The organism is Pseudomonas sp. CFBP 5748 (genome assembly GCF_053850495.1).
The window spans coordinates 12,969-38,268 of the sequence record NZ_JBSPTN010000014.1 but is presented as its reverse complement, the minus strand read 5'-3'; the positions used below and the strand labels follow the sequence as shown (position 1 = coordinate 38,268).

Sequence of the window (25,300 nt, the reverse complement as noted above, 5' to 3'; positions counted from 1 at the left end):
CTCGCCACGGGTTCAACAACTCAAGTTCCCCATATACATACCCTCTCCCCTCCCCATCGACCACCAATACGGTAAACTCCCGCCCATTGCTGTCTGGAGCTATTTATGCGCGCAGAGTTGAACCAGGGCCTGATCGACTTTCTCAAGGCCTCTCCCACCCCGTTCCATGCCACCGCCACCCTTGCCCAGCGTCTGGAAGCGGCGGGTTATCAGCGTCTTGACGAGCGCGAAACCTGGGCCACCGAGGCCAACGGTCGTTATTACGTCACGCGCAACGACTCCTCGATCATCGCCTTCAAACTGGGCCGCAATTCCCCGCTGCACGACGGCATCCGCCTGGTCGGCGCCCACACCGACAGCCCGTGCCTGCGGGTCAAGCCGCAGCCGGAACTGCAACGCCACGGGTTCTGGCAACTGGGCGTGGAGGTCTACGGCGGTGCGCTGCTGGCGCCGTGGTTTGACCGCGACCTGTCCCTGGCCGGGCGGGTGACCTTCCGCCGCGACGGCAAGGTCGAAAGCCAGTTGATCGATTTCAAGGCGCCGATCGCCACGATTCCGAACCTGGCCATCCACCTCAATCGCGAGGCCAACCAGGGCTGGGCGATTAACCCGCAGAATGAGCTGCCACCGATCCTTGCCCAGTTCGCCGGCGACGAGCGCGTCGACTTCCGTGCCGTGCTCACCGATCAACTGGCCCGCGAACACGGCTTGAACGCTGACGTGGTGCTCGATTACGAGCTGAGCTTCTACGATACCCAAAGCGCCGCGGTCATTGGTTTGCACGGCGATTTCATTGCCGGCGCGCGCCTGGACAACCTGCTGTCGTGCTACGCCGGCCTGCAAGCTTTACTGAACACCGACACCGACGAAACCTGCGTACTGGTGTGCAACGATCACGAGGAAGTTGGTTCTTGCTCGGCCTGTGGCGCCGATGGCCCGATGCTGGAACAGACCCTGCGGCGCTTATTGCCCGAAGGTGAAGAGTTCGTACGGACCATTCAGAAATCCCTGCTGGTTTCGGCAGACAACGCCCACGGCGTGCACCCCAATTACGCCGACAAACACGACGCCAACCATGGCCCCAAGCTCAATGCCGGGCCGGTGATCAAGGTCAACAGCAACCAGCGCTACGCCACCAACAGCGAAACCGCCGGGTTCTTCCGCCACCTGTGCATGGCCGAAGAAGTGCCGGTGCAGAGCTTCGTGGTGCGCAGCGACATGGGCTGTGGTTCGACCATCGGCCCGATCACCGCCAGTCAGTTGGGCGTGCGCACCGTGGACATCGGTTTGCCGACCTTCGCCATGCATTCGATCCGCGAGCTGTGCGGCAGCCATGACCTGGCGCATTTGGTGAAGGTGTTGAGCGCGTTTTATGCCAGTCGCGAGTTGCCATAGCAGCTAAAAACCCTGTGGCGAGGGAGCTTGCTCCCGCTGGGCTGCGCAGCAGCCCCAAAATCTGCAACTGAATGCACATTTGCCAGTGCTGCGCACTGGAGCGGGAGCAAGCTCCCTCGCCACAATGAGGCCCACCTCAAGATTCGAGGTGGCGATGACATACATCATCACACCCCAGCCAAACCCCAACTAGACTGCCCTTATCCTCCCCCGACAAGGCTGTCTCACATGATTTCCATGTCTGCATTCAACGCCATGCTGGTGCCCATCATCGCCGGCATGATCCTGCTGGCCATCGGCTTCAACTTCCGGGACAAGAACGTCGGGGTCTTTGCCATGTGGATCGGCATGTTGCTGATCCTCGCCACGGTGTTGTTCCGCATCCTGGCCAAGCTCAACGAGTCGACCTGATCTCGCCTCAGGCGCCAGGCGGTTGCTCCGGCACATCCACCCCGACATGAATCGCATCGTGGCGCCAGAATTCCAGGTCACAGTCGATCAACCGCTGGTGCTGGTCATAGTTGACCCGGGCGATCCGCAGCCCGGGGCTGCCCACCGAGACCTTCAGCGCCGCCGCTGCTTCGGGCTGTAAAGAGGTGGGCACGATTTCGAACTTCACCCGACCGTAATGCAAGTCGTAATGGCGGGCATACAGCTCGGTGATGGACTGGTTAAGGTCGAACTCAAGGATGTCCGGAAAGTACTGCGGGTTCAGGTAGTGCTCGACGTACAGCACCAGGCGCTCGTCGATACGCCGCACGCGACAGATCTGGATCACGCTGGACAGCGCCGGCAGCTGCAACCAGGCACACACCGCCGCCGAGGCCGGTTGCAGGCGCGCCGAAATCACTTGGGTAGAAGGCACCCGCCCCTGAGCGGCGACCATGGCGTGGAAATGGCTGCGCTGCATCAGGTTGTAGGCCAGGCGTGGCGGCGAGACAAACCAGCCCCGGCGCTCCTCCCGATAAATCTGCCCCTGGGCTTCAAGCTGCAACAAGGCTTCACGCACGGTGATGCGCGTGGTGCCGAACAACTCACTGAGCTTGCGCTCGGCCGGCAACTTGCTGCCGGGTGCCAGTAACCCATGGTCGAGCTGCTCTTGCAGGACTTGGCCAATGGTTGTCACCGCTTTGGTTGTCTCGATGCGCATCAACGTTACCTATCTGGACTAGACCAGCACTGTTTCAGGGCGAAATCGATGGCGCATCGATCCGCTTCCCGTTCCCGCAAGCCTAGGCAGTGCACATGACTGGCAGATGACAGAACCGCCGAACGGTTGTTGCCCAAGCCTGCAAATTAACGGCCAAGTCCTTTCAGATCAGCTGTTTATGCATGGTCTACGCTTAATTCTCAGCCCCTGCGCCCGAGCTTGGCATTTCCTCACACCGCCAACACCGACATCAAAATGTCACAGGGCTTGCCTACATTGGCTCAGGTATTGCTGACCTAGACCAACACAACCGCAATCGCAGCGTTGAAAACGCCCATAGGAGCTTCGGATGAAACAGCTTTTCCTGGCATCACTGTTAGGCTCGACTATCGCCATGTGCACCGCCGCCATGGCTGCTGACACCGATCTGAAAACGTTGGAAGCCGCTGCGAAAGCGGAAGGCGCCGTCAACAGCGTCGGCATGCCCGATGACTGGGCAAACTGGAAAGGCACCTGGGACGACCTGGCCAAACTCTACGGTTTGAAACACATCGACACCGACATGAGCTCGGCCCAGGAAATCGCCAAGTTCGCCGCCGAGAAAGACAACGCCAGCGCCGACATCGGCGACGTCGGCGCGGCTTTCGGCCCGATCGCAGTCAAGCAGGGCGTGGTTCAACCCTACAAGCCAAGCACCTGGGAACAGGTTCCAGCCTGGGCCAAGGATAAGGACGGCAACTGGGCCCTGGCCTACACCGGCACCATCGCGTTCATCGTCAACAAGAAGCTGCTGCACGGCTCCGACGTACCGACCAAATGGGCCGACCTGAAAACCGGTAAATACAAAGTCTCCATCGGTGACGTCAGCACCGCGGCCCAGGCTGCCAACGGCGTGCTGGCAGCCGCGTTGGCCAACGGCGGCGATGAGAAAAACGTCCAACCGGCCCTGTTGATGTTTGCCGAGATCGCCAAGCAAGGGCGCCTGTCCATGGCCAACCCGACCATCGCCACTATGGAAAAGGGTGAAGTCGAAGTGGGTGTGGTCTGGGACTTCAACGGCCTGAGCTACAAGGCCAAGATGGCCAACCCGGATGACTACGTCGTGCTGATTCCGTCCGACGGCTCGGTGATCTCCGGCTACACCACCATCATCAACAAATACGCCAAGCACCCGAACGCCGCCAAACTGGCGCGTGAGTACATCTTCAGCGACGCCGGCCAGATCAACCTGGCCAAGGGCAACGCCCGTCCGATCCGCGCCGAGCACCTGACCCTGCCGGAAGAGGTCAAGGCCAAGCTGCTGCCGAACGAGCAGTACAAAGGCGTGACCCCGATCAAGGACGCGGATGCGTGGGAGAAGACCTCCAAGGCACTGCCGCAGAAGTGGCAGGAAGAAGTGATCATCAATATGCAGTAAGGCGTCAGCTCCCGCCCGGATATCCACTGAGGATCCCTTGTGGGAGCAAGCACTGTGGGAGCAAAGCTTGCTCGCGATAAACGATGACACGGTCTCACAGTTGCACCGTGTCGCCAGCATCGCGAACAAGCTTTGCTCCCACAGGCTCGCTCCCACATTGGCCGAGGTGAATCCGAGTTTCCTGGTATCTGTCCGGAGTCCCGCTACCCATGAAGCACAACGTCATCCTGGTGGTGCTCGACGGCCTCAATTATGAAGTCGCCCGGCATGCCATGGGGCATTTGCAGGCTTACGTCGGCGCAGGACGCGCGGCCCTCTACAAACTGGAATGTGAGTTGCCCGCCCTGTCCCGTCCGCTCTATGAATGCATCCTCACCGGCGTCGTGCCCCTCGACAGCGGGATCGTGCACAACAACGTCACGCGCCTGTCGAACCAGCGCAGCATTTTCCACTATGCCACCCAAGCCGGCTTGAGTACCGCCGCCGCTGCCTATCATTGGGTCAGCGAGCTGTACAACGTATCCCCATTCATCGCCGGCCGGGATCGGCATACCAACAACCCCGACCTGCCGATCCAGCACGGGCATTTCTACTGGAATGACCACTACCCCGATTCCCACTTGTTCGCCGACGCCGAACACCTGCGCCAGCGCTACCTGCCGAACTTTTTGCTGGTCCATCCGATGAACATCGACGATGCCGGCCACCAGCACGGCCTAGACACCCCGCAATACCGCAACAGCGCCCGCTCGGCCGACATCAACCTGGCGGTCTACCTGCAAGCCTGGCTCGACGCCGGCTATCAGGTGCTGGTGACGTCCGACCACGGCATGAACAACGACCGCTCCCACAACGGCCTGCTGGCCGAAGAACGGGAAGTACCGCTGTTTGTCCTCGGCGACGGCTTCAGCCTCGATCCGGCTGCCACGCCCCGGCAGACCGAACTGTGCGGCACCATTTGCCAGTTGCTCGGCGTTGACCACGACAAACCCTACTGCCAGGAGTTACTCAAGTGAACGCCATGACGCGCGGCAAATGGCTGGCAGCGTTGTGCCTGGTGCCCTTCGCGATTTTCTTCATCGTGTTCCAGATCGCCCCGCTGCTCTGGGTGCTGATCAACAGCCTGGAATCGGAAGAGTTCGGCTGGGGCCTGGCCAACTTCAGCAAGATCTTCAGCTCCAAGTTCTACCTGCAAGCGATCCAGCACAGCCTGGAAATAAGCTTCTGGTCCAGCGTGTTCGGTATCGTCATCGCCGTGCTCGGCAGCTACTCCCTGCGCCGGGTCGATTCGCGGCTGCGCAACTTCGTCAACGCCTTCGCCAACATGACCAGCAACTTTGCCGGCGTGCCCCTGGCCTTCGCCTTCATCATCTTGCTGGGGTTCAACGGCAGCATCACGATCATGCTCAAGCAGGCGGGGATCATCGAGGATTTCAACCTGTACTCGAAAACCGGGTTGATCATCCTCTACACCTACTTCCAGATTCCCTTGGGTGTACTGCTGCTCTATCCGGCCTTCGACGCCCTGCGCGAAGACTGGCGTGAATCCGCCGCGCTGTTGGGGGCCAACGGCTGGCAGTTCTGGCGGCACATCGGCTTGCCGGTGCTGACCCCGGCGCTGCTGGGCACCTTCGTGATCCTGCTGGCCAACGCCCTGGGGGCCTACGCCACGGTCTATGCGCTGACCACCGGTAACTTCAACGTCCTGCCGATTCGCATCGCCGCCATGGTCTCCGGCGACATCTCCCTCGACCCGAACATGGCCAGCGCCCTGGCCGTGGTGCTGGTGGCGTTGATGACCGTGGTGACCATCGTCCATCAGTTGCTGCTCAAGAGGAGCTACCATGTCTCGCGCTGAATCGGGCTCCGTCGGGCTCTATCATCGAGTGGTGGTGTACCTGCTGTTCGCCATCCTCCTGCTGCCCCTGGCCGGCACGCTGGTCTACTCCATCGCCAGCAGTTGGTCGGCCACCGTGCTGCCCAGTGGTTTCACCTTCAAATGGTATGTGCAGTTGTGGAGCGATCCGCGCTTTCTCCACGCCTTCGGTCAATCGCTGATCGTCTGCGTCGGCGCGCTGGTGCTCTCGGTGGTGCTGATCCTGCCGCTGCTGTTCGTGGTGCATTACCACTTCCCCAGACTCGACGCGCTGATGAACATCCTCATCCTGCTGCCCTTCGCGGTGCCGCCGGTGGTGTCGTCGGTGGGGCTGCTGCAACTCTACGGGTCCGGGCCACTGGCGATGGTGGGCACGCCGTGGATCCTGATCGGCTGCTACTTCACCGTCGCCCTGCCGTTCATGTACCGGGCGATCACCAACAACCTGCAAGCCATCAACCTGCGCGACCTGATGGACGCCGCCCAATTGCTCGGCGCCAGCACCTTCCAGGCCGCCGTGCTGGTGGTGCTGCCGAACCTGCGCAAGGGCTTGATGGTGGCGTTGCTGCTGTCGTTCTCGTTCCTGTTCGGCGAATTCGTGTTTGCCAACATCCTCGTCGGCACCCGCTATGAAACCCTGCAGGTGTACCTCAACAACATGCGCAACAGCAGCGGCCACTTCACCAGTGCCCTGGTGATTTCCTACTTCTTCTTCGTACTGGTCCTGACCTGGGCGGCCAACATCTTGAACAAGGACAAAAGCCAATGAGCTACGTCAGCGTCCAACACCTGCAAAAAAGCTACGCCGGCACCCCGGTATTCAGCGACATCAACTGCGAGATCCGCAAGGGCGAATTCGTCACCCTCCTCGGCCCTTCCGGCTGCGGCAAGTCCACACTGTTGCGCTGCATCGCCGGCCTGACCGCGGTGGATGCCGGTCAGATCCTGCTGGACGGCCAAGACATCGTCCCGCTAAGCCCGCAGAAGCGCGGGATCGGCATGGTGTTCCAGAGTTATGCGTTGTTCCCCAACATGACCGTGGAGCAGAACGTCGCCTTCGGCCTGCGCATGCAAAAAGTCGACGCCTCGGACAGCCACAAGCGGGTGCTGGAGATTTTGCGCCTGGTGGAGCTGCATGATTTTGCCACCCGCTATCCCCATCAACTCTCTGGCGGTCAATGCCAGCGTGTAGCCCTGGCCCGCTCACTGGTGACCCGCCCGCGCCTATTGCTGCTGGACGAACCGCTGTCGGCCCTGGATGCACGGATTCGCAAACACCTGCGCGAACAGATCCGTCAGATCCAGCGCGAGCTGGGCCTGACCACGATCTTCGTCACACACGATCAGGAAGAGGCCCTGACCATGTCTGACCGGATTTTCCTGATGAACCAGGGAAGAATCGTACAAAGCGGCGATGCCGAAACCCTTTACACTGCGCCAGTCGATGTCTTTGCCGCCGGCTTCATCGGCAACTACAACCTGCTGGACGCCGACAGCGCCAGCAAACTGCTGCAACGTCCGGTGAACGGCCGCATCGCCATTCGCCCGGAAGCCATCGAGCTGAGCCACGACGGCCAGGCCGAGGCGCTGATCCGCAGCCACAGCCTGCTGGGCAACGTGATCCGCTACCGGGTGGAAGCACGCGGCGTGGAGTTGGTGGTGGATGTGCTCAATCGCTCGGCGGCCGACCTGCATCCTGACGGCACACGCCTGTCACTTTCCATCGATCCTTCGGCGCTGTGTGAGGTAGCCTGATGGCTTTATTGATTTTGAAGCTGATTTTGAAAAGGGAAACGCACTGATGGCCCTGGCAATTTTTGATCTGGACGAAACCCTGATCCACGGCGACTGCGCCACCCTCTGGAGCGAGCAGATGGGGCGCCTGGGCTGGGTCGATCCCGAGTCATTCATGCAGCGCAACAACGCACTGATGGACGCCTACAGCCACGGCAAGCTGAGCATGGAAGAGTACATGGACTTCAGCCTGGAGCCGATGGTCGGCCGCACACCAGAAGAAATCGAGCACCTGGTGGCGCCGTGGGTGGAAGACTTTATCGAACCGATCATCTTCAGCGACGCCACCAAGACCATCGCCGAACACCGCAAGGCCGGCGACCGGATCCTGGTGATCTCGGCCTCAGGCACGCACCTGGTCAAGCCGATTGCCGAACGCCTGGGCATCGATGAAATCCTGGCGATCAATCTCGAAGTGACCCATGGGGTGTACAGCGGCAAGACCGAGGGTACCCTCACCTACCGCGAAGGCAAGATAGCGCGGCTGCTGGATTGGCTGGATGCCGAGGAAGAGAACCTGGAGGGCGCGAGTTTCTACTCCGACTCGCGCAACGACCTGCCGCTGTTGCTGCGGGTGGACTTCCCCCACGTGGTCAACCCGGATCCGGTGCTGAAGGCCCATGCCGAATCGGCCGGGTGGCCGATCCATACCTGGAAATAAGCCCTCCTCTGTGGGAGCGAGCTTGCTCGCGATAGCGGTGGATCGGCCGGCATTGATTTGGCTGACACACCGCAATCGCGAGCACGCTCAGCTCCCACAGGTTCAGCCCCTAGCCCAGCAGCAGCCACAGGCTCCAGCCGAGCAACAACACACCGCAGGTACGACTGAGCCAAAGTCCCTGCGGCAGGTTTTTCTCCAGCAGGATGAAGGCACCGATCACTGCCACCCAGAGCAGGTTCATCACGCCGACCACGAACAACAGGCCCATCAGGGCCCAGCAGCAGCCCAGGCAGTAAGCGCCATGGGCCAGGCCCATGCGCCAGCCGCCGAGCACGTCGGGGCGCCAGTAGCTGAGAAGAAAATGCAGCGGCCCGCGACAATGCTCAAGGCAGGCCGCCTTGCTTGGCAGCCACTGATAGACGCCTGCGACCAGCAGCAGGCCGGCGCCCAACGCGGTACTGCTGACGCGCATCCCCGGACTGAGCACGGCGAGCTGCTCGAGCGCCCATTGCAGCACCGTGGCACCCAGGGCGAAGCCAGCCCAGACCAGGCCATAGGCGCTGCAGAACAGCAGCAGGGCCAGGTGCCGCTGCGGTGCCGGCATGCGCTTGCGCAACATCTGCTGGTAGATCAGCAGCATGGGCAGGGCGCTGGGCAGCATCATGCCGATCATCATCACCACCCACATGGCGAACATCAGCAGAGCATCGGCCAGACTCCAGGGCATGACCATGCCGGCCATTGCCGCATCAGCCATGCCGCCCGGCGCACTCATGTCACGGGCCATATGCAGCAGCACCAGCCAGGCCAGGGCGGTCAGCGCAAGCAGGCAGAGCAGGAACAGCAACTGCTCGCCTGTCAGTCGCTTGCTCTGCGTCACCGCCTGAGGTTCTGCCATATTTACGGCTCTATGCCATGGCCGGTGAAATGCACGTGGGCGAGGTGGCTATGACTGTCCCGGGATTGTAGCTTGAGGGCTGAATGCGTCTGGTAGCTGCCGCTGGCAACTTCGGCCTCAAGGAACTCGAAGCCGTTGGGCAGGGACAGGCGGACTCGATGAGGTGAGCCGTCTATCGGGCTGCGAATTGGCTCGCCGCTGGCCTGCAGCACGCCTGGAATGTCCAGGTGCGCCAAGCGTTGATCGACATCGATGGACAGGGTGATGGGCACGAACAGCGGTTCGAACGCTTCACTCATGGTGCTACTGAACACCTGAAACACGTTGGCCCCGGGGTCGCTCTCCAGGCCAGAGAGAATGGTCAGCAGGGCTTGGCGTTGCGCCTCGTCGGCGCGTTCATCGATGAACACCTGACAACTGCCGTTGCCCTCATGGATGGCGCCCGGCCAAGCGAAGGTGGCGGCCCAGCACAAGCCTTCCAGCTTCACCTGATTGAAATACCCATGCTCCACCCGCATCGACGCCACCGCCTGGCAGTGGCCATGGGTCGGTGGTGCATTGAATTGACAGGGGCAGCCCCAATTGCAGTTGCAGGCAATGAATTCGACGCCCTGCATGCGCCATTCGGCGATGGCCATGATCAACCTCTTCACCTGGCGGGTGAAATGAAAGCTGCGGTTACCCCATCCCTCCATTAATTAACGCTAGCAGGACGCGCGCATCGGATACCGGCTGCCGACCAAAGGTCGGCCTGCCCGTGGTCGCCGGTCAAAGGTGAAAATTGGGGGTGAACACCGGCTCTGCGAACACCCGAAGCACCATGTGGGAGCGGGCTTGCTCGCGAAGGCGTCAGCACATCCAACCTCAATGCAAACTGACCCACCGCTATCGCGAGCAAGCTTTGCTCCCACAGCTCCGGGAGTCAGCTCAGGCTCTCATCGATCACCAACACCAACTTCCCAGACACCTTATTGGTCGCCAGTTCTGCGAACGCCGCTTCGGCATCCTTGATCGCAAAGGTCCTGGCCAGTTGCGGGCTCAGCCGTTTGTCGGTAAACAGCGGCCACACCTGGTGCCCCAACTCACTGAGCAGGTCGGCCTTGAACTGATCGTCACGACTGCGCAAGGTCGAGCCGAGCAATTGGATACGCTTGCCCAGCACCTGCGCCAGATCGAGTTCGGTCGAGCGTCCGCCCATCAGGCCAATCAACACCCAGCGCCCGTCAACTGACAAAAGTTTCACGTTGAGTTTGGCGTAATTGGCGCCCACCGGATCGAGGATCACGTCGAAGGGGCCGAAGTCGTCCAGGCTCTCCAGGCCATCGGTGCGCACCACGCCCCCCTGGGCCCCCAGCGCTTCGCAATAACTCAGACGATCAGCCGAACCGACGCTGACCCAGCACGGGTTGCCGAACGCCTTGCAGAGCTGGATCGCGGCCGAGCCGACGCCACTGGCACCGGCGTGCAGCAGGACTTTTTCACCCGGTTTAAGCCCGGCAAGCTGAAACAGATTCAGCCACGCGGTGCTGTAAACCTCAGGCAGCGCGGCCGCTTGAGCCAATGACAAACCCTCGGGCACCGGCAGGACATGCCGGCCATCGACCACCACTTCTTCGGCCATCCCGCCGCCGGCGAGCAAGGCGCAAACACGGTCGCCCACCTGCCAGGACGAGCCCGCCCCGACTTCGCTGATCACTCCGGAACACTCCAGCCCCAGCACCTGGCTGGCACCGGGTGGCGGTGGATAAAGCCCGGCTTTTTGTAACAAATCGGCCCGATTCAGGCCGGAGGCCGCCACACGGATGCGAACTTGCCCGACATCACACGCTGGACTCGGCTCATCTGCCCATACCACTTGGCCTTCAACGCCTTGCAATGCTTTCACGGTGCCTCCATAGTGAGTCTCGACTGGGCCCGCTGCTGTAACGCCGGGCTTTCTTGCATTATGCGCCCGGGCCACATGGAACCGGCGACTTCAAAGACGGCCTAATATGCGTTATCAATTGTCCCTGCGTCGAATCAGCATGAAGCATCTGTTCCCCAGTACCGCCCTCGCGCTTGTCATTGGCCTCGGCTTGTTGCCGCTATCGAGCGATACGTTCGCAGCCAACAGCTGGGACAAGCTTCAGCCCGATCGTGACGAAGTGATTGCCAGCCTTAACGTCGTTGAGTTGCTCAAGCGCCATCACTACAGCAAACCGCCGCTCGATGACGCGCGTTCGCTCATCATCTATGACAGCTACCTGAAGCTGCTTGATCCTTCGCGCAGTTATTTCCTGGCCAGCGACATCAGCGAATTCGACAAGTGGAAAACCCAGTTCGACGACTTTCTCAAGAGCGGCGACCTGAACGCCGGGTTCACCATCTACAAGCGCTACCTGGACCGCGTAAAAGCGCGTCTGGATTTCGCCATTGCCGAATTGAACAAAGGCGTCGACAAGATCGACTTCAATGCCAAGGAAACCTTGCTGGTCGATCGCAAGGACGCCCCTTGGCTTAAAAGCACAGCCGACCTCGATGACCTGTGGCGCAAACGCGTCAAGGACGAAGTGCTGCGCATGAAGATCGCCGGCAAGGACTCCAAGCAGATCCAGGAAACCCTGACCAAACGTTACAAAAACCAATTGGCTCGCCTGGACCAGACCCGCGCCGAAGACATCTTCCAGGCGTACATCAACACCTTCGCCATGTCCTACGACCCGCACACCAACTATCTGTCGCCGGATAACGCGGAAAACTTCGACATCAACATGAGCCTGTCCCTGGAAGGCATCGGCGCGGTGCTACAGAGCGACAACGACCAAGTGAAGATCGTGCGCCTGGTACCGGCCGGGCCTGCCGACAAGACCAAGCAGGTCAGCCCGGCGGACAAGATCATCGGCGTCGCCCAAGGCAACAAGGAAATGGTCGACGTGGTCGGCTGGCGCCTGGACGAAGTGGTCAAGCTGATCCGTGGCCCGAAAGGTTCGGTGGTGCGCCTGGAAGTCATCCCGGCCAGCAATGCGCCGAACGACCAGACCAGCAAGATCGTGTCCATTACCCGTGAAGCGGTGAAACTGGAAGAACAGGCAGCGAAGAAATCCGTCCTCAACCTGAAACAGGATGGCAAGGATTACAAGCTGGGCGTCATCGAGATCCCGGCCTTCTACCTCGACTTCAAGGCGTTCCGCGCCGGCGATCCGGATTACAAGAGCACCACCCGCGACGTCAAGAAGCTGCTGACCGAGCTGCAGAAGGAAAAGGTCGACGGCGTCGTCATCGACTTGCGCAACAACGGCGGCGGTTCCCTGCAGGAAGCCACCGAGTTGACCAGCCTGTTCATCGACAAGGGCCCCACCGTGCTGGTGCGTAACGCCGATGGCCGCGTGGATGTACTGGAAGACGAAAACCCGGGCGCGTTCTACAAAGGCCCAATGGCCTTGCTGGTCAATCGCCTGTCGGCTTCGGCCTCGGAAATTTTCGCCGGCGCCATGCAGGACTACCACCGTGCCCTGATCATCGGCGGCCAGACCTTCGGCAAAGGCACCGTGCAGACCATCCAGCCGCTCAACCATGGCGAACTGAAGCTGACCCTGGCCAAGTTCTACCGGGTATCCGGCCAGAGCACCCAGCACCAGGGTGTACTGCCTGACATCGATTACCCGTCGATCATCGACACCAAGGAAATCGGTGAAAGCGCCCTGCCCGAAGCCATGCCGTGGGACACCATCCGACCGGCGATCAAACCGGCCATGGACCCGTTCAAACCGTTCCTGGCGCAGCTCAAGTCCGACCACGACGCCCGCTCGTCCCAAGACGCGGAGTTCGTGTTCATCCGCGACAAGCTGGCCCTGGCGCAGAAGCTGATGCTGGAGAAAACCGTCACCCTCAATGAAGCTGAGCGCCGCGCACAGCATGCCGACATTGAGGCCAAGCAACTGACCATGGAAAACCTGCGTCGCAAGGCCAAGGGCGAAGAGCCGCTCAAAGAGCTGAAGAAAGAAGACGAAGACCTGATCACCGAACCGGAAAAAACCAAACCGGAAGACGATGCCTACTTGAGCGAGACCGGGCGAATCCTGCTCGATTACCTGAAACTCAACACGGCCGTCGCCAAGCACTAAGATGATGGCCATTTAATGGTGATGCTCGTCGGAGCGTCATCAAACTGACATCATTCTGTCGTGAAATACAGGACTGGGCGCCCCCCTTGAACGGGTCGCGCCCAGTCCTTTTTTTATCGCCAGAGACTGCCATGACCACGACAGAACAGCTGAGTGCATTGAGTTCAATCCTGGCTCAAAGCGGCTTGCACAGCCTGTTCCAACCGATCATTTGTCTCTCTGAACGGCGCATCGTGGGCTACGAAGCCTTGACTCGCGGCCCCTCCAACAGCCCGTTGCATTCCCCCATCGCCCTGCTCTCCGTGGCCCGCCAGGCCGGACGCCTCAGTGAACTGGAACTGGCCTGCCGCCGCAGTGCCTGCCAACGCTTCAATGAGCAAAAACTGCCCGGCAAACTGTTTCTCAACGTCTCGCCCGAGTCCCTGCTGGAATCCTCGCACCAGACCGGGCGCACGCTGCAACTGCTGCAGGACTTCGGCATTGCGCCCAGTCAGGTCGTGATTGAACTGACCGAACAAACCCCGATCGATGACTTCCAACTCCTGCAGACCGCCCTGCATCACTACCGGGCCATGGGTTTCTCGATTGCCTTGGACGACCTGGGCGCCGGTTATTCGAGCCTTCGGCTCTGGTCTGAGTTGCGCCCCGATTATGTGAAGATCGACCGGCACTTCATCGACGGCATCCACCAGGACGCGCTCAAGCGCGAGTTCGTCGGCTCGATCCTGAAAATCGCCCGGGCTTCCCGGGCCCAGGTCATTGCAGAAGGTATCGAGCTGCCGGAAGAACTCGCGGTGCTGATAGAAATGGGCGTCGATCTGGTCCAAGGTTACCTACTCGCCCGGCCCCAGGAGCAACCCTCCAAGGACGCCAGGGCGCTGATGCCCCGGCAGGACAGCGGCGTGGTGGCATTGACCGATGAGGTCAGTGACCTCGGGGCTCTGCTCAACGAACAGCCGGCAGTGACTCACAACACGCCGACCGCCACTGTACTGGAGGCGTTTCGGCGCCAGGCCAACCTCAACTCCCTGGCGGTGCTGGACGATCAGGAACAACCCTGCGGCATCGTCCATCGCCATTCACTCTCGGACGCCCTGCTCAAGCCCTTCGCCACCGACCTGTTCGCCCGCAAGCCCATCAGCCGCCTGATGAGCGATGATTTCCTCGCGGTGGAGCTGAACCAGTCGCTGCAACAAGTCAGCCGCCTGATCACCAGCCGCGCCCGCCAACGCATCGAAGAAGACTTCATCATCACCCTCAATGGCGGCTACCTGGGTTTGGGCCGGGTCATCGACGTACTCAAGCTCATTACCGAACTGAAAATTCAACAGGCCCGCTACGCCAATCCACTGACCCTGCTGCCGGGCAACGTCCCGATCCAGCAATGCCTCACGCGTCTGCTCCAGCAACGCCAGGAATCGGTGATCTGCTACGTGGACATCGACAGTTTCAAACCCTTCAACGACATCTACGGCTACGGCCGCGGCGACGAAGTCCTGCTGTGTCTGGCCCAATGCCTGAACGAACGCATCGACCCCAGCCGCGACTTCGTCGGCCACATCGGCGGCGACGACTTCCTGCTGGTCCTCGGCCCGGAAGACTGGCGCAAGCGCCTGAACCAACTGCTCAGCGACTTCCAGAACCACTGCCGCCGCTTCTACCGCCCCGAACATCTGGAAGCCGGGTGCTTTACCGCGCTGAATCGCCAGGGGGTTCGGCAGGAATTTGCGTTGCTGTCACTGTCGATTGGGGTGGTGCATTTGCGGCCGGAGGCTTGCGAGGAGTTGGATGCCAGCCAGTTGGCTGAACTGGCTTCGCAGGCAAAGCATCATGCCAAGGAGATTTTGGGGGGGAGCGTGTATTTGGTGGATGGATTGGCTGGGCGAGAGCCTGTGGTGGAGTTGGGGTTGTCGGTGTGAGGATGGGTTACCCCGGCCCGAACGCCTGGCGCTCCCCCTGTGGCGAGGGGATACCCCCCCTCGCCACAGGGCATGTTATCCACCCCGTTTGACAGTTTCGCCACAGCGGACAAACTAGCGCTCGTCAAAGTCGACATTATCGCTATTAAGGATTTCAAGAATATGGTTCAGCCAAGCTTCAGCGGACTCCCAGTCCATCCAATAGCAATAGTTGCAAGGCATTTCATCCATAAGAAACTCCCGAAACGCCTCCTCACTAAAATTCATCGTTAACAATGTTGAAATTTCTTTTTTTACCGCCTCAATGGTTTGCGGTACCGAGTCAAAAACAAAAGCCCTGACTACCCCATCAGGCTCCGTTGACTCACACATCCAATCTTGATGAAAGTAACAGCCAAAAAACTGGAAGAGTTCTGGATACTTATTTTTCATTTTTTTCAACATACCCCGTAAGCAAATTGTATCCAACAGGTGATTCCTTGGATTTTCTAAGCACCAATGTCACGACCGGTAGAGGCTCTAACTTCCCACTTTTCCGGATAACCCCGACTCCCACTGGAGAAGGAAAGGTTTGTTGTAAAAGAAGTCTCTTTTCATTTTTTTCCGCAAGAAACTCATCAATGTCTTTTGCTTTTGCTCTTAGTACGCTGGAGACCGTTGATTCTGCCGCTGCTCTATCGGGGAATGTCGAGGCAGTAGGTACGCGAGGTTCTGAATCGAGGCGTTTTCTTAATTGAGCTTCAGAACGACCTATATGCTTTTCTATCAAATGCCCACCACGAGCCTCATGCGCAGCCAAACCTCCCCCCGGCACAATCTCGCTAAACGGCCCATCAGCCTCAATATCACCAGGACACTGACAAGCCAACCCCAACGGATCCACCCACCCCGTCGGGTTCAGGGTGTACCGATACCCATTGAGCCCTCCCGCCAGTTTGCTCGGATCAGGCGTCAGATACCGGCCGGTCCGGGGATTGTAGTAGCGGTGCCGGTTGTAGTGCAGGCCGCTTTCCGGGTCGAAGTATTGGCCCTGGAAGCGCAAGGGTTGCTCAAGCTGTTCGCCGCCGCCGTGGACCAGTTCGGTGGTTTTGCCGTAGCCGTTGTAACGCGCTGACCAGACGATCTGGCCGCCGTAGTTGGTCAATTCCTGGGGCGTGCCCAGGTGGTCAAGGTGGTAGTGGAACGGGCAGGCGTTCAGGCCTTTGCCGTCGAGCATGGCCAGTGGGCGGAAGGTGCCGGGTTCGTAGAGGTAGCTGCGGTGGTGACGCCGGCTGCTTTCGGCAACGAGCTGGTCGCCCTGCCAGAAAAATTCCGTGGTCAAGCCATCCACGGTCTTGCTGATGCGTCGGCCAAAGGCGTCGTAGCGGTAGGACGCTTCCTGGCCGTCCGGCATGGTCACGCCGATCAGGCGGTGCTGGCTGTCGTAGCGGCACTCCAGGACCAGGCTGTGGGCCTTGCCGCGGCGTTCGCGGATCAGGTTGCCAAAGGCATCGTAGTCGTAGTGGCGGTCGCCCTCCATCAGCAGGCGGTTGCCCTTGCGGGTGACCGGGCCGGGCCGGTCGAGCATCAGCAGGTTGCCCGCCGGGTCGTGGACGTAGTGCTCCGGCGGTTCGGTGTGGGAAAAATCGACGCGGGTCAGGCGATCCTGCAGGTCGTACTGGTAGCTGCGCCGGTTTCGGTTGTCGGAAAGGGTCGTAAGGTTGCCTTTGGCGCTGTAGGCATAGTCGCGCCAGAACAGTTGTTGCTGGTTCTGCCACACGGTCTGCGCCTTAAGGCGGCCCTGTTCGTCGTAGTCGTACTGGCTGAGCAGCAGGCCCTGCTGACGCTGCCGTTCGCGACTGCCGTCAAACCGATGCTCGGTCAGGCGTGTGCCGTTCAGGTCGATCGCGGTCAGCGCACCACCCCGGGCGTGGTGGTAGTCGAGCGTGCTGTTGTCCGGCAAGCGCACGTGGTTGAGCCGCCCGCAGGCGTCGTAGCGATAGCGCAGGGTGCCCCAGCCCTGATGTTCGGTGATCAGCCGGTCATGGAGGTCGTATTCGAACGCCAGCGGATGATCGCTGCCGTCGTCAACATGGACCAGCCGGCCCAGCCCGTCGTAGCGGTACTCGATCGCCTGGCCGTCGGGCAGGGTCTTGACCTGCAGCCGGCCGGCCGCGTCACGCTGGTAAGCGGTGACGAGCTGGCTGCCCTCCTCGCCGAATTCGGTTTTCTCCAGCAGGTGGCCGTTGAGGTCGTAGGCGTAGGCGGTGCGTTGACCGTCGAAGTCGATCTGCTGTCGGATCAAACCGTTGGGCGTGTAGTCCAGCTGATATTTTTCGCCAGACTCGTTTTCGATCTCGGTCAGCAACAGCCGCGCCGAGTCGTAGCGATACTTCAGCGCGGTGCCGTCGGGGTTGAGGCGGCGACTGACCAGGTGCAGGTCGTCGGCGTATTCGTAGCGGGTGATGCGCCCCTGTTCATCGCACTCGGCGGTGACCTTGCCGTAGGCGTTGTAGCTCCAGGCGCGGGTCGCACCGGTGGGCAAGGTCGTCTGGAGCAGTCGGCCAACGGCATCCCATTGGTAATGCGTGAGGGCGCCGTATTCGTCCTGGCGGGTCAGCAGACGCCCCAGGGCATCGTAGGAAAAACACCGATGACCGCCATCGGGCAGGGTTTCTTCTGTCAGCTGACCGAGCCTGTTCCAGACCCGCTGCTGAAAACTGCCGTCCGGGTGGCTGATCTCCACCACGCGACCCTGGCCGTCGTAGTGGTAATAGGTGACATTTCCATGCGGATCGATCTGCTGGGTAATGTCGCCCTGGGCGTTGCGCCGATAGGTCCACACGGCTTTGCCGCGAACACGGGCGTGCAGGAAACCGTTGCGGTATTCGTAGGAAGTAGGCTCCTCGCTAGGCGGAATCAACGTCACCAGCCGGCCGGCTTCGTCGTAGTGGTATTCGGTGACGGCGCCCAGCGGGTCCTGCTCGGCGATCAGCCGGCCTTGTTCGTCATAGGCCTTGAGGTGCTCACCGCCATCGGGCTCGACCTTGCGCACCAACCGTGCCCGGTCGTCGTGGACATACACCTCGCGACTGCCGTCGAGGTGCTGGACCGTGACACTGCCGTCCTCGCCCCAGGTGTAGCGGCTGTCCATCTGCGCAAACGAGGCCCAATGCCGCACGCAGCGAGCCGCCTGGCCGGCCCCTTGCCATTCCCAGAAAAAACTCGCCCCACCGGCCAGTTGCCGCTGGAGGATGACGTGCTGGTCGTCGTAGTCGTAGCGTTCACTTTCACCGGCGGCGTTGGTCGCTTCGATCAGTCGCGAACGTCCGTCATAGCGGTAGGAGACCAGCGTCTGTTCGGTCCGCCAGGCTTCGTCCAGGGTGATGGCCGGGTGGAAGCTCTGGTAGTCGATGGCGACCAGATGGCGTTGTTCGTAACGCAGGCGCAGGGCGCGTCCGGCGCCGTTGTCCAGGCGGCAGACATCGCCGTGGATGTTGCGCTGGATGGTCAGGCGGTTGTCGTATCGGTCGCTGAGGGCGATCAGATGACCGTCGCGAAAGTGTAGGAAAGGGGTCTGTTCGCCGGCCTGGGCGATGATCAGTTCGTCCGGCTCGGCGCCTAGGTAAATGGCCGCGCGGGCCAGGCTGTTGTGGATCGCCGGACGCTGGGCGTTAGGCAGCGGAAATGTCGTACGGCGGTTTTCCTGGTCGATCCAGATGACCTGCTCGTCCTCGAACAACAAGCGATGGGCCAGGGCATGGCTCCAGCCGCGCCCGAGCCCCACGTCCAGGTCCACCGCGCTGGTGCGGTACAAACGGGTGAAGACAAACGGCAGCCGCCCATCGAGGGTGCCGTCCTCCAGGGTCAGCAGTTCTTCGCCGGTGACCATCGACACTGGGCAGCCGCTGGTTTGGGTCTGGGCCGCGGTATCGGTGCTATCGCCGTTAGGGTTTTTCGATGGATTGGAGGCGTCGTCGTGGGATTCGGTTTTTTTCAGCGTGGTGTTGCGCTGCGCGTCCCAGCGCAACTGCATGCGCCCCTTTTTCACCCCCGCCGCGATACCCCGCGCCGCCACGGTTTTGTAGCGGTCCACGTAGGTCATGAAGCCGTTGACCAGCGCGAAGATCGCGCTGATGAATCGCTGCGCGGCGTTGAGCAGACTGGCCCCGTGCCTGGCCAGGCGCATCGACAGGTAAGCAATCCCGGCTCCCGCTCCAGCGAAGGTCAGGACGACACCGATCAACAGATCGAGCAACAGCTGCACCATCACCGTCGACAAGACTTCGGCCGTTTCGCCAGCCATCTCACTGGGCGGCAACATCTCCAGCCAAAGGCTGGCGGTGCGCACCAGCAGGCACAACGCCGCTTCGTCGCTGGCCAGCAGTTGCAGATGGGCCATCACCCGTGGCGTGTCTTGCGCCAGCTTTATCAACTGGTCAGCGCTGTCACCCAACCGCTCAACAAACTGGCCAGGATCCTTGAGAATGTCCGAGAGCAGGCCGATGCTGTCCCATACCCCCTCGATTGCCGCCCAACTGCCCGCGAGCAGGCCGTTGCCCACCGCAGCTGCCGAGGTCGCCAAGGACTGCTGCGGCCACTGCGGCTTGAAGCCTTGCCACTCGCTGTGCAACCAGTCCGTCAGCTCGGAGCTCAGGCCATCGTAGGAAGAAAACAGGTCGTCAAGCTGCGCAGAGGACACCTCGCCCTGGACGCGAACCCGATAAAACCGGCCCGCTTCGCCATTGAACGTACCCAGGCCTTGGGCATCCAGGGTGACCGGCGTGACCTCGCCGCTGTCCACTGCGACCACATCCACCACGATGTCGCCCAGCGGGATGTCGTACACCGACTCGAACTTGCTCTCGATGGCCATCACCCCGCCCTGGGGGCACTGGACAACGCTAGAGAGAAAGTCATCGTCGCCGGTGCTGACGGCGGCGGTGCTGTCACCGAAGCGGATCAGCCGCTCCATGCCCAGCAACGAGGGCAGGTCGGCTGCATGACTGGCCCGGTCCGCCGCCCGGCTGTACCAGCGCTCGAGCTGCTCGCGGTAGACAGACAGCGTGTCTTTAAAACTGTCGAGTTCCTGCTCGATATGGCGCACCGGGTCCATCAGGACGCAGCTCGATCAAAGGCCGGCAGGAAAAAACGGTCGAACATGGGCAGACGTCTCGCAACGCTCAGGAAGCGCGAGACTTTGCCGGGGATGTCAGGGGAAATAAGTCAGGGGAAGGAGACGGCGTGTGTAGGGAGATTCGCTAAATGAGCCCAGTAGGAAAAACGCACAGTTGGCCGCAGAGGCCAAGACCGTCTTTTCCAAACGGCCTGTGGATAACGCTACAGCGCAGGGTCCTCAAGCGTTTTGAGCTTGATCTCGGCCAGCGGATGCCCGGCCTTGGCCGCCAAGGTCCACCAACGAGCCGCTTCGACCGGGTCCGGCGCCTTGCTGGCAGTCCCGGCGAGGCTGATCACCCCAAGCTGATAGGCCGCCTTGCCATCACCGGCCAATGCCGCCAGCTGCAGCAGGCGAACGCCTTCTTCACGGGCGCCCAGCCCTTGGCCGCGAAACGTCAGGATATGCCCGTAGAAACTTTGCGCACCGACGTCGCCCAGGTTCGCCATGCGTGAGAACTGGCCCTCGAGCCAGGCCCAACCCCGCGGCTGGCGGACCCACCATGACCAATGAAACAAGCGTCGCGCCAACCAATAGCCGGCCCGGGCCTTGATACGCCAGAGCACTCAGGCCTCCGCCGATTCGGGGTATTCGTATTCGAACACCCGGACCACTTCCGAAGCGTGCCAGGAAGCGGCAGCGACGCCATCGGAAGGCCCGGAAAAACGACCCAGGCGTTCAACGCATTCGAAGAAGCCAGTGCGCGGCAAGCGACTGGCGCCCTGGCTGATGACCAACGAACTGCGCAGCGGCTGTTCAGCCCTGGCATCCAGGGCAGCCAAGTGTTCCAGGGCTGCGGTCAAGGTCTGCATGGCCGGGCTGGGCAGTTGCAAGCGCTCCAGCAAGGCGCGGTACGTCAACAAATGGCGCTGGCGGCGCGCCTGGTCCAACTCACCCAACAACCCATCCCAATGCTGCCGACTGATGCGTACGCTCACGATTCATCCCTCCAACCCGGCACCGTCAATTCCCAGGCCAGACTGCGCCGAATCGCGGCATCGGGTTGACGCTCGCCACTTTCGATCAAGGCCAGATAAGACGGACTGATACCTACCGTGCGGGCCAGCGCCTCGATGGCGATGCCCTTCCCTTCGCGCAAACTGCGTAATTGATCCAAACCAGGAAGAACCTGGTCGGGGGCCGCCGCGTGACGGACGGTGGCCTCGCGTGACGGTGCTTGAACAATGCCTGCTGCCTTCAACAACGACTGGTACTGATCCCACGGTAAAACCGCATATTCGGGCTCACCGTCGCGCGTGATTATTTGGATATCCATGTCTACCCCGTAGGACAACAACACTTAGCAAGTCAGCTTTTTTCTTTAGAAGTGTAATCCTAATAGCAGCTAAGGTCGCGGGGCTATGAATCTCTGTAGGGGAATGGCGCAGGATCAGTGTTTTTTCTCACCTTGAAGCTGGAGTTGTTCCGGGGTGTCGGGAAGTCTTTCGACCCGGGCAAGCACCTCGGGTGATTGCCGATAACGCCAGGCACGGAAGGCTTCGAGCTCACCGTCGAGGGTTTTCATGATCCACGCCAGTACGGCGATATCATCGAACATGCCAAACATCGGCAGGAAATCTGGAATCGCATCCAGGGGGCTGAGGAAATACATGAGCCCCGCCACGATCGACAGCAGTGACTTGGCACTGACCGCCCGGTATTCGCCCCGCCAGTAGGCCAGGCACAGCGCCTGTAGCAAGCGCAGATCCTCCTTGAGCGTGCCCAACCGACCGCCCTCCCGGGCACCTTTGCTCGCGACGGCAAACAGCAACGTTGGCAATCTACCGCGGGCCAGCAGGCGCCCTGCCAACGGCAGAAAACGCGCAAAATTCCACGGAGCCTTCATTTTTTCTCCCACTGAAATGTTATCCACACAAATTGTGGATAACCTTGTGAACAGAGCTGCATTTCCGCGCTGCAACCCCCGTTTTATAAGGGCTCGGCTCAGATCGGGCGTTTTTTACTCACATAAAAAAACCCAATATTTCATTGACTTGACTGGCCGACTGCGTCTAGCACAGCGCCTGTATTGCCTATGACTGTAGCCTGCATTGCGCGTTCGGTTTTTTTGCCATTTGCCGCCGCCCGGATGCAACAACGCCCCGCATAAGCGAGGCGTTGTCGATACAGCAGACGCGATTACTTGGCTGCGTCTTCTTTGGCCGGATCCTTGATCGCCAGCAGTTCCAGGTCGAACACCAGGACCGAGTTGGCCGGGATGGCAGGGCTCGGGCTCTGGGCGCCGTAGGCCAGCTCACTTGGGATGTACAGCTTGTACTTCTCGCCGACATGCATCAGTTGCAGGCCTTCGACCCAACCCGGGATGACGCCGCTGACTGGCAGATCGATCGGGCTGCCACGCTCGACGGAGCTGTCGAACACTTTGCCATCGGTCAGCTTGCCAGTGTAGTGAACAGTCACGACGTCGGTCGGCTTAGGCTGTGGGCCATCGGCTTTCTTGACCACTTCGTACTGCAGGCCGGAAGCGGTGGTGGTAACACCGGCTTTCTTGCCGTTTTCTTCGAGGAATTTCTTGCCGGCGGCTGCCGACTCTTCGCTCATCTTGGCCATGCGCTCTTCGGCACGTTTTTGCAGTGCGGCAAAGGCCTCGACCAGTTCTTCGTCTTTCAGCTTCTGTTCTTTCTTGCCGACGGCATCTTCGATGCCCTGGGCGACTGCTTTGGAGTCCAGGTCATCCATACCTTCCTGAGCCAGGCTCTTGCCCATGTTCAGGCCAATACCGTAGGAAGCTTTCTGCGCCGGGGTCTTCAGCTCTACGCTGGTCTGCGAGTCGCAACCCGCGAGTACCAGGCCAACCAGGGCCACCGCCGCCGCCAACCGATGCTGTTTCATGCTATTTCCTTGTTCATGCGCCTAAAGGGCAATCGAATAAAGCCGCGAGCTTATCAGGCGGCCACGACCAATGGCTACCGGCATGTGAGCAGCAAAGCGATGATAAGTTCACGCCCGCAAACGCTTTTTAATCCTGGACCGATGAAGCATCTGTCATCTATTACGTACAGGGACAAATTGCCGCTTCTCACTGCCCCGGGGGTAATGGCCACTTGCCGGCCACGCCACGCTGAGGCATAAGGACATATCAAAAAAACAAGGACGTTACCGTGCGCCTTCTCTCTCGCATCCTCTTGCTGCTCCTCGCACTGCTTGTTGCCGTCGTGGCCGTGGTGCTTTATTACGTCGCCAATCCTCGCCTGCCGGTCTATACACCGGCCCAGCAGGTGCATTACCTGGATCAATGGAGCGCCGCCGAGCGCCAGACGTATTACTTCACGCCCCAGGGCACCCAGGTCAAAGGCCTGCGCTACGACTGGTTCACCGCCCTCGAACTGCCGTTTTCGCAACAACGCTTCGCTTCGCCTGAGTATCTGGCGCGTTTTGGCTTCCTGGTCGACCCGGCGCAGAAAGCCACGTCGAGCAATCCCGGCAACTTGCCGGTAGGTTTCGCCCGGCACCAGAACCCGAACAGCGCCGAGCAATTCCTGGACATCACCTGCGCTGCCTGTCACACCGGCGAACTGCGCTTCAAGGGCCAGGCGATACGGATCGATGGCGGCTCGGCCCAACATGTACTGCCTTCCAGTGTTCCGACATTACGCGGAGGCAGTTTCGGACAGGCCCTGGTCGCCAGTCTGGCTTCTACCTACTACAACCCCTGGAAATTCGAACGCTTCGCCCGTCAGGTATTGGGCAAGGACTACGATGCCCGGCACGAAGAATTGCGTGACCAGTTCAAGACCTCCCTGTACACCTTCCTGCGGGTGGCCTGGAACGACACTCATCGCGGCCTCTACCCCACCGAAGAAGGCCCAGGCCGCACCGACGCCTTTGGCCGTATTGCCAACGCCAGCTTTGGCGATGCCATTTCGCCGGAAAACTACCGGGTCGCCAACGCACCGGTGGATTACCCGCAACTGTGGGACATATGGACCTTCGACTGGGTGCAATGGAACGGCTCGGCCCAGCAACCGATGGCCCGTAATGTCGGCGAAGCGCTCGGTGTAGGCGCCACGCTGAATTTCTTCGACGCCCAGGGCAAGCCATTGCAGGGCGATGCGCGCTACCCCTCCAGCGTGCGCGTGCGCGACCTGAACAAGATCGAGGAAACCCTGCAACTGCTCAAGCCGCCGGTGTGGCCGGAAGCGTTGCTTGGCGCGATAGACAAACCCCTGGCCGCCAAGGGCCGGACGCTGTTCGCCGAAAACTGCGCCGGCTGCCATGTGCCCAAAGTGGTCCAGGGTCCCGACAGACCGGTCCAGGAACTGCACATGCTGCCGGTAAAAGTGATTGGCACCGATCCGGGCACCGCCAATAACATTGCCGACCACCGCTTCGACCTGACCAGCCTGCAGTGGGATCCGGCCGAGCTGGCGAAGCTGGGTGTGCACCTGCACCCTACGCCAACGGCCCCCCTGGACCTGAGCCAGATCTCGGCAGCCAAAGGCCTGGCCTACGTGACGGCATTTGTCGAAGAACGGGCTTACCGTGATGCCGGCGTGACTGACGCCGAGCGCCCTGCCCTGAATGGCTTTGACCTGCCCATCGGCGTGCGTGAACTGCGCGCCTACAAGGCCCGGCCGCTGGCGGGTGTCTGGGCCACGCCACCGTTCCTGCACAACGGCTCGGTGCCGACCCTCTATCAACTGCTGTCCCCCCAGGCCGAGCGGGCGACCACCTTTTATAAAGGCAGCTTCGAATACGATCCGCGCCACCTGGGCTATCGCACCGAAGCCTTCACCAACGCCTTTCTCTTTGATACCGGGATAACCGGCAACCACAACAGTGGCCACGAATTCCGTGCCGGTGAGGGCAATGGTGTGATTGGTCGCCTGCTGCAACCGCAAGAACGCTGGGCGCTGCTGGAGTACCTCAAGGTGCTCGGCGGGCCGCTGGAGTCGCAACTGTAATGATGAC

22 protein-coding genes are annotated in these 25,300 nt (G+C 60.8%); 11 read left to right on the top strand and 11 right to left on the bottom strand.

The genetic code is table 11. From position 1 onward, the window contains the following. Window positions 1-105: 105 nt before the first annotated feature. Window positions 106-1,395, top strand: a complete 1,290-nt coding sequence (locus tag ACWNZ1_RS24980; RefSeq protein WP_135846641.1) for a M18 family aminopeptidase — start codon at window positions 106-108, stop codon at window positions 1,393-1,395. Between the two features lie 228 nt (window positions 1,396-1,623). Continuing rightward, window positions 1,624-1,806, top strand: coding sequence for a hypothetical protein (locus ACWNZ1_RS24975; RefSeq protein ID WP_135846643.1), 183 nt, complete (start codon window positions 1,624-1,626; stop codon window positions 1,804-1,806). A 7-nt stretch (window positions 1,807-1,813) separates the two neighbouring features. On the opposite strand, the gene ACWNZ1_RS24970 is transcribed toward ACWNZ1_RS24975, so the two are convergent. Beyond that, complete coding sequence (locus tag ACWNZ1_RS24970) at window positions 1,814-2,545, bottom strand: UTRA domain-containing protein (protein ID WP_135846644.1); 732 nt, start codon at window positions 2,543-2,545, stop codon at window positions 1,814-1,816. 349 nt (window positions 2,546-2,894) lie between these two features. Here ACWNZ1_RS24970 and ACWNZ1_RS24965 point away from each other — a divergent pair, with 349 nt between their 5' ends. The 6 genes from ACWNZ1_RS24965 (at window position 2,895) to ACWNZ1_RS24940 (ending at window position 8,293) form a co-directional block, all read left to right on the top strand. After that, window positions 2,895-3,962: an ABC transporter substrate-binding protein gene (locus ACWNZ1_RS24965; protein ID WP_135846645.1), complete on the top strand. Its 1,068-nt coding sequence runs from the start codon at window positions 2,895-2,897 to the stop codon at window positions 3,960-3,962. A gap of 209 nt (window positions 3,963-4,171) precedes the next feature. Then, complete coding sequence (locus ACWNZ1_RS24960) at window positions 4,172-4,978, top strand: alkaline phosphatase family protein (protein WP_135846646.1); 807 nt, start codon at window positions 4,172-4,174, stop codon at window positions 4,976-4,978. 5 nt (window positions 4,979-4,983) lie between these two features. Continuing rightward, window positions 4,984-5,820, top strand: a complete 837-nt coding sequence (locus tag ACWNZ1_RS24955) for an ABC transporter permease (protein WP_178084325.1) — start codon at window positions 4,984-4,986, stop codon at window positions 5,818-5,820. Further along, window positions 5,807-6,607: an ABC transporter permease gene (locus ACWNZ1_RS24950; protein ID WP_256453577.1), complete on the top strand. Its 801-nt coding sequence runs from the start codon at window positions 5,807-5,809 to the stop codon at window positions 6,605-6,607. The genes ACWNZ1_RS24955 and ACWNZ1_RS24950 overlap by 14 nt, the downstream gene beginning before the upstream one ends. Further along, complete coding sequence (locus ACWNZ1_RS24945; RefSeq protein ID WP_135846649.1) at window positions 6,604-7,593, top strand: ABC transporter ATP-binding protein; 990 nt, start codon at window positions 6,604-6,606, stop codon at window positions 7,591-7,593. The genes ACWNZ1_RS24950 and ACWNZ1_RS24945 overlap by 4 nt, the downstream gene beginning before the upstream one ends. 46 nt (window positions 7,594-7,639) lie before the next feature. Beyond that, a complete protein-coding gene (locus tag ACWNZ1_RS24940; protein WP_256453578.1) occupies window positions 7,640-8,293 on the top strand; it encodes an HAD family hydrolase in 654 nt (217 codons plus the stop codon). A 109-nt stretch (window positions 8,294-8,402) separates the two neighbouring features. Here the strand turns inward: ACWNZ1_RS24940 and ACWNZ1_RS24935 are convergent, their stop codons facing one another. The 3 genes from ACWNZ1_RS24935 to ACWNZ1_RS24925 form a co-directional block, all read right to left on the bottom strand. Continuing rightward, window positions 8,403-9,191, bottom strand: a complete 789-nt coding sequence (locus tag ACWNZ1_RS24935) for a DUF2182 domain-containing protein (RefSeq protein WP_256453579.1) — start codon at window positions 9,189-9,191, stop codon at window positions 8,403-8,405. A 2-nt stretch (window positions 9,192-9,193) separates the two neighbouring features. Continuing rightward, window positions 9,194-9,829, bottom strand: a complete 636-nt coding sequence (locus tag ACWNZ1_RS24930) for a DUF1326 domain-containing protein (RefSeq protein ID WP_135846652.1) — start codon at window positions 9,827-9,829, stop codon at window positions 9,194-9,196. A gap of 284 nt (window positions 9,830-10,113) precedes the next feature. Next, the gene (locus tag ACWNZ1_RS24925; protein ID WP_256453580.1) at window positions 10,114-11,076 is read right to left on the bottom strand and encodes a zinc-binding dehydrogenase; all 963 of its coding nucleotides are present in this window, start codon (window positions 11,074-11,076) and stop codon (window positions 10,114-10,116) included. A 139-nt stretch (window positions 11,077-11,215) separates the two neighbouring features. Here ACWNZ1_RS24925 and ACWNZ1_RS24920 point away from each other — a divergent pair, with 139 nt between their 5' ends. Together ACWNZ1_RS24920 and ACWNZ1_RS24915 are read left to right on the top strand one after the other, a co-directional pair. Next, on the top strand, window positions 11,216-13,294 hold the full coding sequence (locus ACWNZ1_RS24920; protein WP_178084326.1) for a carboxy terminal-processing peptidase: 2,079 nt from the start codon (window positions 11,216-11,218) through the stop codon (window positions 13,292-13,294). Window positions 13,295-13,425: 131 nt separating this feature from the next. Next, window positions 13,426-15,213, top strand: a complete 1,788-nt coding sequence (locus ACWNZ1_RS24915) for a bifunctional diguanylate cyclase/phosphodiesterase (protein ID WP_135846655.1) — start codon at window positions 13,426-13,428, stop codon at window positions 15,211-15,213. A 114-nt stretch (window positions 15,214-15,327) separates the two neighbouring features. Here ACWNZ1_RS24915 and ACWNZ1_RS24910 read toward each other — a convergent pair whose 3' ends face one another. The 7 genes from ACWNZ1_RS24910 to ACWNZ1_RS24880 all read right to left on the bottom strand — a co-directional run bounded on the left by ACWNZ1_RS24910 (window position 15,328) and on the right by ACWNZ1_RS24880 (window position 23,221). Beyond that, complete coding sequence (locus tag ACWNZ1_RS24910) at window positions 15,328-15,645, bottom strand: contact-dependent growth inhibition system immunity protein (RefSeq protein WP_256453581.1); 318 nt, start codon at window positions 15,643-15,645, stop codon at window positions 15,328-15,330. Beyond that, on the bottom strand, window positions 15,635-20,308 hold the full coding sequence (locus tag ACWNZ1_RS24905; protein WP_456027945.1) for an RNase A-like domain-containing protein: 4,674 nt from the start codon (window positions 20,306-20,308) through the stop codon (window positions 15,635-15,637). The genes ACWNZ1_RS24910 and ACWNZ1_RS24905 overlap by 11 nt, the downstream gene beginning before the upstream one ends. A 224-nt stretch (window positions 20,309-20,532) precedes the next feature. Beyond that, window positions 20,533-20,934, bottom strand: coding sequence for an SEL1-like repeat protein (locus tag ACWNZ1_RS24900; protein ID WP_135846658.1), 402 nt, complete (start codon window positions 20,932-20,934; stop codon window positions 20,533-20,535). Continuing rightward, on the bottom strand, window positions 20,935-21,306 hold the full coding sequence (locus ACWNZ1_RS24895; RefSeq protein ID WP_003179080.1) for a hypothetical protein: 372 nt from the start codon (window positions 21,304-21,306) through the stop codon (window positions 20,935-20,937). It lies immediately after the preceding gene. Next, a complete protein-coding gene (locus tag ACWNZ1_RS24890; RefSeq protein ID WP_135846659.1) occupies window positions 21,303-21,644 on the bottom strand; it encodes a helix-turn-helix domain-containing protein in 342 nt (113 codons plus the stop codon). The genes ACWNZ1_RS24895 and ACWNZ1_RS24890 overlap by 4 nt, the downstream gene beginning before the upstream one ends. A 114-nt stretch (window positions 21,645-21,758) precedes the next feature. Beyond that, a complete protein-coding gene (locus ACWNZ1_RS24885; RefSeq protein WP_135846660.1) occupies window positions 21,759-22,214 on the bottom strand; it encodes a YkvA family protein in 456 nt (151 codons plus the stop codon). Between the two features lie 293 nt (window positions 22,215-22,507). Next, entirely contained in the window at window positions 22,508-23,221 is a 714-nt protein-coding gene (locus tag ACWNZ1_RS24880; RefSeq protein WP_135846661.1) for an FKBP-type peptidyl-prolyl cis-trans isomerase, read from the bottom strand. A 269-nt stretch (window positions 23,222-23,490) separates the two neighbouring features. On the opposite strand from ACWNZ1_RS24880, the gene ACWNZ1_RS24875 reads away from it, so the two are divergent. Continuing rightward, complete coding sequence (locus tag ACWNZ1_RS24875; RefSeq protein ID WP_280944327.1) at window positions 23,491-25,293, top strand: di-heme-cytochrome C peroxidase; 1,803 nt, start codon at window positions 23,491-23,493, stop codon at window positions 25,291-25,293. Window positions 25,294-25,300 lie beyond the last annotated feature (7 nt).

Bases quoted from the DNA above. Each gene is read 5' to 3' on its own strand.
- ACWNZ1_RS24935 (WP_256453579.1), bottom strand. From the start codon at position 9,191: ATGGCAGAACCTCAGGCGGTGACGCAGAGCAAGCGACTGACAGGCGAG.
- ACWNZ1_RS24960 (WP_135846646.1), top strand. From the start codon at position 4,172: ATGAAGCACAACGTCATCCTGGTGGTGCTCGACGGCCTCAATTATGAA.
- ACWNZ1_RS24920 (WP_178084326.1), top strand. From the start codon at position 11,216: ATGAAGCATCTGTTCCCCAGTACCGCCCTCGCGCTTGTCATTGGCCTC.
- ACWNZ1_RS24905 (WP_456027945.1), bottom strand. From the start codon at position 20,308: ATGGACCCGGTGCGCCATATCGAGCAGGAACTCGACAGTTTTAAAGAC.
- ACWNZ1_RS24980 (WP_135846641.1), top strand. From the start codon at position 106: ATGCGCGCAGAGTTGAACCAGGGCCTGATCGACTTTCTCAAGGCCTCT.
- ACWNZ1_RS24930 (WP_135846652.1), bottom strand. From the start codon at position 9,829: ATGGCCATCGCCGAATGGCGCATGCAGGGCGTCGAATTCATTGCCTGC.
- ACWNZ1_RS24950 (WP_256453577.1), top strand. From the start codon at position 5,807: ATGTCTCGCGCTGAATCGGGCTCCGTCGGGCTCTATCATCGAGTGGTG.
- ACWNZ1_RS24880 (WP_135846661.1), bottom strand. From the start codon at position 23,221: ATGAAACAGCATCGGTTGGCGGCGGCGGTGGCCCTGGTTGGCCTGGTA.
- ACWNZ1_RS24955 (WP_178084325.1), top strand. From the start codon at position 4,984: ATGACGCGCGGCAAATGGCTGGCAGCGTTGTGCCTGGTGCCCTTCGCG.
- ACWNZ1_RS24970 (WP_135846644.1), bottom strand. From the start codon at position 2,545: ATGCGCATCGAGACAACCAAAGCGGTGACAACCATTGGCCAAGTCCTG.
- ACWNZ1_RS24940 (WP_256453578.1), top strand. From the start codon at position 7,640: ATGGCCCTGGCAATTTTTGATCTGGACGAAACCCTGATCCACGGCGAC.
- ACWNZ1_RS24885 (WP_135846660.1), bottom strand. From the start codon at position 22,214: ATGAAGGCTCCGTGGAATTTTGCGCGTTTTCTGCCGTTGGCAGGGCGC.
- ACWNZ1_RS24965 (WP_135846645.1), top strand. From the start codon at position 2,895: ATGAAACAGCTTTTCCTGGCATCACTGTTAGGCTCGACTATCGCCATG.
- ACWNZ1_RS24890 (WP_135846659.1), bottom strand. From the start codon at position 21,644: ATGGATATCCAAATAATCACGCGCGACGGTGAGCCCGAATATGCGGTT.
- ACWNZ1_RS24945 (WP_135846649.1), top strand. From the start codon at position 6,604: ATGAGCTACGTCAGCGTCCAACACCTGCAAAAAAGCTACGCCGGCACC.
- ACWNZ1_RS24910 (WP_256453581.1), bottom strand. From the start codon at position 15,645: ATGAAAAATAAGTATCCAGAACTCTTCCAGTTTTTTGGCTGTTACTTT.
- ACWNZ1_RS24975 (WP_135846643.1), top strand. From the start codon at position 1,624: ATGATTTCCATGTCTGCATTCAACGCCATGCTGGTGCCCATCATCGCC.
- ACWNZ1_RS24915 (WP_135846655.1), top strand. From the start codon at position 13,426: ATGACCACGACAGAACAGCTGAGTGCATTGAGTTCAATCCTGGCTCAA.